This window comes from uncultured Agitococcus sp., assembly GCF_937920075.1.
GTDB lineage: Bacteria > Pseudomonadota > Gammaproteobacteria > Pseudomonadales > Moraxellaceae > Agitococcus.
In genome coordinates, this window is the sequence record NZ_CALETI010000296.1 from 1 (window position 1) to 7,063 (window position 7,063).

Here is a 7,063-nt window from a genome sequence, read left to right on the forward strand (position 1 = left end):
ACGCGGTTACCGCTTATTTATTCGCATTGCAACCGTTTTCATGGTTACTGAGCGTAGTCGAAGTAACGGTTTTATGCTCACAAAACGCGATAATTTCAACGAAATGCGTAAGTCCAGTCTTTACATCATTAATTTGCAGATGTTAGGGGTAGAAGATGAGCCAAATAGCATTACCTGACGTTGAAATGATTCAAACTTTGGCTAACCAAGATAGTTGTTGGCAGCCTATTTTGCATCAGCTTCAACAGTCGGTAGAACATTTGGCACACTTTGGCCGTTGGTGGTTACATCTTCCTTCACAACGTTTATTATTGTCTCAGGGTGCAAGTCATTTATTAGATATTGCTATTGGTAGCTATAATTTAAACGATGTGTTAGAAAAAGCTATTCCTTTAGATCAGGCTAATTTTAGAGATAATTTATTATCTATACAGTTAAATGCTTATGATTGTCGTGTATTGCACCATCTTAATGGTTTACGTTGGTTAAAAGTCACTGAATTAGCAGTTAACCACGATATTAAATCGGGTGTGATTGTTGATAATACCAGTGAAAAATTAGCCTTGATGCGTGAACGTTTTAGTTTTGCCACCAGTCAGTTTTTAGTCTCGGCGCAACAAATTGAAGCAGCGATTACCAAAGTGATTCAATTGGTGTGTGAAAATTTGGGTTGGGATTGGGGCGCGTATTGGGCAATGGAACAACGTCATCAATCCGAAGCACGGTTAAATTGCAAATATTATTGGCATCATCCACAACAACCTCTAGTTCCTTTTACTGATAACAGTTTGGCCTTGTCTATGGGCGCAGGAGAGGGCTTAGTGGGTACAGTTTGGCATACGTCACAACCAAGTTGGGTTGAAAATATGGAAAATGATTATGGTTTTTTGCGCCGTAATAGTGCCAAGCTCTGTGGTTTAAAATCGGGATATGCCTTTCCAATTTCGTATGTATCGAGTGATGGTACACGTCATAGTGTTGGGGTGATGGAGTTTTTTAGCTTTTTTTCGCGCCAACAAGAAGCACAACTGCCCAATTTGTCGGCAATGATTGGCGCGTTAGTCGCGCAAACTATTCAACGCATGGAGCAACAAGAAAGTATTCAACAATTAGCGCGCATAGATGACTTAACAGGCATTTATAATCGTCAATATTTTCATGATGTCTTAGATCGAGCTTGTTTTAAAGCCACTGCCAATCAACAATCGTTTGCGGTGTTATTTATTGATTTAGACCGTTTTAAACCGATTAATGATGGTTTTGGCCATGATGCAGGTAATTTAGTCTTACAAGAATTTGCTCGCCGTTTGCAAAATTTAGTCGGTGAAAATAGTATTATTGGTCGTTTAGGGGGCGATGAATTTGCTATTTTGGCGCGTAATAGCCAAAGTTTGCCCGAATTACAGATACTTGCCGAACAAGTTTTGTTAGCAGCACGAACCCCCTTTTATTTTGCAGGCCATGAATTAACCGTTTCTGCCAGTGTTGGAGTGAGTGTTTTTCCTGATAATGGCTGGACAAGCGCGGAGTTAGTACGAAGTGCAGATATGGCGATGTACAAAAGCAAACAGCGTGGTCGTAATGCGTTGACTTTTGTGTCTGAAGATAGCTCGGAAGATTTGGCCAAAGAGCGGTCATTGTTGGTTCAACAAATTACTATCGAAGCGGAATTGCATCATGCCTTAGTTAAACAACAATTCTTTTTGGACTATCAGCCAATTTTTGATTTTAACGCGGTGGGAATGCGTATGGTCGCGGTTGAGGCATTAATTCGCTGGCGACGAGCCAATGGTGATATTGTCCATCCCGATGTGTTTATTCCCATTGCTGAGCAAAGTCGGTTGATTGTGCAAATTGGTCGTTGGGTATTTAAACAAGCCTGTTTAGACTTACTGCATTTGCAACAATCAGGTTTTAAGGATTTACAACTTAACGTTAACATGGCTGCTTTGGAGTTTACTAATCCCAGTTTGCCGTATGAACTTAATGAAATTGCTGAGCAATGTGGTCTAGCTCCACGTTATTTGTGTTTAGAAATTACCGAAGGCATGATTATGCGTCAACCAGATAAAGTCATTGGTGTGATGCGTTCTTTACGCAAATTAGGCTTTAAAATTAGTTTGGATGATTTTGGCGTGGGACATTCGTCTTTAACCCGTTTAAAAGTGTTGCCTATCTCCTCACTCAAAATTGATCGTTCTTTTGTGATGGGTTTACCTGATGACCGCGGCGATAGAGCGATTGTGCGTACCATTTTAGACTTAGGTAAACATATGCACTTAGCGGTAGTGGCGGAAGGCGTAGAAACCGATAGACAGTTAAGTTATTTACGTCAGTTTGGCTGTCATTTAATTCAGGGGTATGTGTTGAGTAAACCCTTGTCTATAAAAGCGTTATTACAAGAGTATTTAGAGCGGCATTATGCTTAATCAACATTTAAAAAGCGTTGATTAAGTTGTGCATTAGGCATTAAACAAACATCACGTTTGCCAAATAAACGATAACGATTTTGGGCGATACGATCATAGAGCCAGTCACGGATGACGACAGGCATAATTTGTGAGACTTTAGCAAACACACGCCATGCCCAATTAAATTGCGCGACAATTTTAAAAAAAGCCTGAGTTTTGTAATAGGCTTGGCCGTTTTCTATATAGACCATCGTATCAAATTGAGTCGTTGGCAAACCACACCACGTTAACAGGGCTTGGCCTTCGGCAGATTGCACCGAGGCAAACTTAAACTGTCCAAGTTTGTCGCGTTTAACGACAAATTGCACCCATGCGGCACACAAATTACACACACCATCAAACAAAATAATTTTAGGGTAATTTTGGACTAACTGTGTCGCATTCATAAGTTTACCTATTTAAACCTAACAATATTAACAACACTCTCGTTTTGTTGTGGGTGCTCGGCTTGCATCACTGCATCAGCACGATTTTCGTGATAACCACAGCTTACGCACTCAATCCATTCTTGATCGGTTTCGCTGTCTTTACACCAACGAATCACATCTTGTTTTTGACATTGTTTGCAAGTTGCCCCTGCAATAAAACGTTTCTTGAGCATGTTTTTTACCACTTGAATATCTCCCTAATGACCATGATACTTTGGCCATTAGGGGGATTAAAAATTAAGCTTTTTCCAAGCCACTATGACGCAATAACGCATCAATATTTGGTTCTCTGCCTCTAAACGCCACAAATAACTCTAAAGCAGGTTGACTGCCGCCTTTGGCCAACACATTTTGTCTAAACGATAAGCCTGTTTCGCGGTTAAAAATACCTTCTTGTTCAAAGCGCGAAAAGGCATCACTCGACAACACTTCTGCCCATTTATAGCTGTAGTAACCTGCGGCATAACCACCTGCAAAAATATGGCTAAAACTATGCTGAAAACGATTAAAGGCAGGAGGTGACATCACGCTAACCTCATTACGTACCGCATTTAATGTCTCTTGAATGCCTTGCGCGGTTAAAGGTGCTTGGCTATGAATACGCAAATCAAACAGGGCAAACTCTAATTGGCGTAAGGTTTGTAAGCCTGATTGAAAGTTTTTTGCCGCTAACAAATTGTCTAATAATACTTTAGGCAAGGCCTCGCCTGTCTCGATATGTTGAGTCATTAAGGCAAGGGCTTGTTCTTCCCAACACCAATGTTCCATAAATTGACTGGGTAACTCCACCGCATCCCACGCCACACCATGAATCCCACCCACAGCCGTGACATCGACTTCGGTCAGCATATGATGTAAGCCATGACCAAACTCATGGAACAAGGTAATCACTTCATCATGAGTTAATAAAGCAGGTTTGTCGCCAACAGGGGGATTAAAGTTACAGGTTAAAAAGGCAATGGGTAGTTGTGTCGCGCGGCGTGATTGGCAATTGCTCATCCATGCACCACCGCGTTTATTGGCGCGGGCATAAGGGTCTAAATAAAATGAGGCAATGGTTTTGCCTTGTTCACTGATGGTGTAATAGGTAACATCTTCTGCCCAAACATCAACTTGTTGAGCGCGAATGTCTACGCCATACAAACGTTCAGCAATTTTAAATAAACCATCAATCACCATCGGCGCAGGGAAATACGCTCTTAATACTTCTTGCGACAAATTGTGTTTTTGCTGTTTGAGTTTTTCCGAGACATAACTGGTGTCCCACGGTTGCAAATCATTGATTCCCAACGTTGCAGCAAATTCGCGTAATTCGGCTAAGTCTTGTTGTGCCGCAGGTTTGGCGCGTTGCGCCAACTCTTGTAAAAACTGCATGACCACATCAACCGAAGAGGCCATTTTGGGCACTAAGGATAATTGTGCGTAGTTGTCATAACCTAATAATTGCGCTTGCTCATAACGCAAACTTAAAATTTCGGCCATGAATGCGGAGTTATCAAATTTGCCATCGGCACTTAATTCGGAAGCACGGGTCACATAAGCGGTATAAACTTCTTGGCGCAAAGCACGGTCATTGGCGTAAGTCATTACTGCTAAATATGCAGGAATATCCAAGGTGGCAACATGACCTGTTAAGCCACGTTGTTGGGCTAATTGTGCCAGTAAACCTTGATGCGCTTCGGGTAAGCCTTGTAATTCAGTGTCGGTTAAGGGTTTATGCCATGCTTGTGTTGCATCTAATAAATTATCGGCAAACTTAGCACTCAAGGCTGATAAACGTTCTTCGATGTCGGCAAAACGTTGTTTTTTGTCATCAGCTAAGGCCACACCACTGAGTTTAAAATCGCGTAGGGCGTTTTTAATAGTTTGTTGTTGGGCGGTGCTGAGTTGTTCAAAGTCGGCACTGTCGGCTAATTGTTGGTAGCTTTGATAGAGTTTGCTGTTTTGGCCAATTTCGGTGTAATAGGCAGAAATTTTAGCTAAACACTGATTATACGCATCACGCCAAGCAGGGCTGTTGGTAACAGCATTTAAATGACTGACTAACGACCATGCTTTGCTGAGTGTGTCATCTAGTTCTTCTAGCTGAGCAGGTAATGATTGCCATGTGGGTTGCTGTTGGTCTGCAATGGCGGCAATTTTTTCACGGTTATGGCTTAATAGTTGTTCGATGGTAGGAACAACAAGCTCAGGGGTGATTTGGGAAAAAGCAGGCAATTGTTGTTGGGGGAGTAGGGGATTAGTCATGCGGATGTCCAATATAGTCTATTACTAGGGGCTAAGATGATTTGTAACCAAGTTAAAGTAAATGTCAAGATTGATACCTTATGTTGATTGTTTTTGACTATAATGTACATAATAGTTATGTACAAAAGGTCTTTGTCATGCACAATCAAACTATTGCGATGGAGCGTATTAATTTACGCGCATCTGCTCAAGCTAAACAAGTTATTGAACAAGCGGCTCAACTTATGGGTACAAATTTGAGTGCCTTCATGCTTAATCAATCATACGAAGCGGCTTTACGAATTATAAACCAACATCAAGTGTGGCTATTAGCGAATGCCGACAGAGATGCTTTGTTAGACGCGTTAGATAATCCCCAAGAACCAACACAAGCTTTGCGTGATTTGATGGCGTTATCTAAATGACGCAATATATTATCGCTTTGTTAGATAAACACCATCAACGCAAAACATTTGACTGTGGGCAGGAGGATTTAAACAATTTTATTCAGCTTTATGCTTTACAACAACAAAAGCGACAGCAAAATAAAACTTATGTGGCTTATACACCAGAGCAGCAAATTATTGGTTTTTATAGTCTTAATGTTGGCGCGATTGCTTTTGAAGAAATGCCTGCTGAAATACAAAAGCGTTTAGCACGTTATCCTATTCCAACGGTATATATTGGACGTTTTGCGGTTGATGTTAGTCATCAAGGAAAGGGATTGGGGAAGGTGTTATTGTCTCATGCCTTGCATAGAGTTTGTGAGATAGCCGCAATTGCTGGTGTGACGGTAGTTGCGGTTGATGCTAAAAATCAACAGGTAGCACAGTTTTATCAGACTATGGGTTTTAGGGCATTGCCTAGTCAGCCTTTAAAATTATTTTTGCCTGTCACAGAATTGTTAAAAGTCTTGTAGCGTGTGGTTGAGGGATGAAACCCGCGATAACCAACCATATTTGCCGTAGCCGCGTATGCAGCTTAGCGAAATACGGGTTATAAAAAGAAAGGTTTTGTATGAATATACACAAGGCATTGTTTTTAGAGATTTAGTCCTGTATTCCGCGATGCTCCATTCAGGCTACTATACTACAGGCACTGAGCAAGGCTGCAATAAGTGGTAGAAGTTTTTTCATCGATAATTATCCGAGTCTTGATAATTTTAACTATGTGTTTTTGATAGTAGGGGTGCATGATTGCGCCTTGATGTTTGTTGGGTGCGAGGATCACGCCCCTACGATTTTACTGATTATTTGTTATTAGCAATCGCAGCTTGTGAGCTTTGCTCAATCGCTAAGTTATTATTGCCTTGTGGTGCCGCTAAAGTCATTTGAGATTGCTCTAAATGAGCTATGCGTGTGGTGACTATATGGTTAATATGGTCATGAATTTTGTCTTTAGTGGCTAATACCGATGTAACAACGGCTTTACGGCGGTCGCCAAGTTGCTGCATTTGTGTCGCGACAAATTGAAACTCATGGTTGATTTGCAAGCCAATCGCCTGACCATAACTTTGACGCAAGTCTGAGCCTTCAGGAAATTGATTTTGAATGGCCAGCAATGAAGGGAGCTTGGCTGTCATAAAGTCATTGTTTTTAATGCTGTTTTCTAACTCTTGATACATACTTTCTACGCGGTTGATAATATCTAAATTGCCATTTTCGATTAAAATCATGCGCTCTTCGGCGAGTATATTGAGCTCTTTGGCCATTGTCATGAGTGATTGTTGTACCGCATGAAAGCCGCGTGCTTTGGCTTCTATCACAGCAGCTTCCATCCGTGCGTTAAATTCGGTTAGCTCCATTTGTGCTTCTTTCATTAAACCAATGCGCTCATTTTCTCGGTCGGCAAGCTGTAAAGCTTTATCACGTTCAATTTCGGCAACGCGCACTTTATCAGGCTCGTAGCTAGTATTTTCAGTGTTACGTGAACTACTAT

Annotated in this window: 7 protein-coding genes; 3 read left to right on the forward strand and 4 right to left on the reverse strand. The window is 41.3% G+C overall.

Annotated elements, in window-relative coordinates:
* The first annotated feature begins 155 nt into the window (after positions 1–155).
* A complete protein-coding gene (locus Q0212_RS10355) occupies positions 156–2,429 on the forward strand; it encodes a GGDEF domain-containing protein (protein WP_297925145.1) in 2,274 nt (757 codons plus the stop codon).
* Here Q0212_RS10355 and Q0212_RS10360 read toward each other — a convergent pair.
* The 3 genes from Q0212_RS10360 to Q0212_RS10370 all read right to left on the reverse strand — a co-directional run bounded on the left by Q0212_RS10360 (position 2,426) and on the right by Q0212_RS10370 (position 5,146).
* A complete protein-coding gene (locus Q0212_RS10360; RefSeq protein WP_297925147.1) occupies positions 2,426–2,857 on the reverse strand; it encodes a thiol-disulfide oxidoreductase DCC family protein in 432 nt (143 codons plus the stop codon). The two genes, Q0212_RS10355 and Q0212_RS10360, sit on opposite strands and share 4 nt — an antisense overlap.
* Before the next feature lie 8 nt (positions 2,858–2,865).
* Positions 2,866–3,072, reverse strand: a complete 207-nt coding sequence (locus Q0212_RS10365) for a YheV family putative zinc ribbon protein (protein ID WP_297925149.1) — start codon at positions 3,070–3,072, stop codon at positions 2,866–2,868.
* A 64-nt stretch (positions 3,073–3,136) separates the two neighbouring features.
* Positions 3,137–5,146 (reverse strand): M3 family metallopeptidase, encoded by a 2,010-nt coding sequence (locus tag Q0212_RS10370; protein ID WP_297925151.1) that lies wholly within the window; start codon positions 5,144–5,146, stop codon positions 3,137–3,139.
* Positions 5,147–5,283: 137 nt separating this feature from the next.
* Between Q0212_RS10370 and Q0212_RS10375 the strand changes: the two genes are divergently transcribed.
* Both Q0212_RS10375 and Q0212_RS10380 read left to right on the forward strand, forming a co-directional pair.
* A complete protein-coding gene (locus tag Q0212_RS10375) occupies positions 5,284–5,550 on the forward strand; it encodes a DUF1778 domain-containing protein (protein ID WP_297925153.1) in 267 nt (88 codons plus the stop codon).
* Entirely contained in the window at positions 5,547–6,044 is a 498-nt protein-coding gene (locus Q0212_RS10380) for a GNAT family N-acetyltransferase (RefSeq protein WP_297925155.1), read from the forward strand. Before Q0212_RS10375 ends, Q0212_RS10380 begins: the two co-directional genes overlap by 4 nt.
* Before the next feature lie 330 nt (positions 6,045–6,374).
* Here the strand turns inward: Q0212_RS10380 and Q0212_RS10385 are convergent.
* Positions 6,375–7,063: hypothetical protein (locus Q0212_RS10385; RefSeq protein ID WP_297925156.1), on the reverse strand; the 689-nt coding region annotated here is incomplete at its 5' end.

Excerpts from the sequence above, each read along its gene's own strand:
- Q0212_RS10355 (WP_297925145.1), top strand. The coding sequence starts at position 156 with ATGAGCCAAATAGCATTACCTGACGTTGAAATGATTCAAACTTTGGCT.
- Q0212_RS10375 (WP_297925153.1), top strand. The coding sequence starts at position 5,284 with ATGCACAATCAAACTATTGCGATGGAGCGTATTAATTTACGCGCATCT.
- Q0212_RS10370 (WP_297925151.1), bottom strand. The coding sequence starts at position 5,146 with ATGACTAATCCCCTACTCCCCCAACAACAATTGCCTGCTTTTTCCCAA.
- Q0212_RS10360 (WP_297925147.1), bottom strand. The coding sequence starts at position 2,857 with ATGAATGCGACACAGTTAGTCCAAAATTACCCTAAAATTATTTTGTTT.
- Q0212_RS10365 (WP_297925149.1), bottom strand. The coding sequence starts at position 3,072 with ATGCTCAAGAAACGTTTTATTGCAGGGGCAACTTGCAAACAATGTCAA.
- Q0212_RS10380 (WP_297925155.1), top strand. The coding sequence starts at position 5,547 with ATGACGCAATATATTATCGCTTTGTTAGATAAACACCATCAACGCAAA.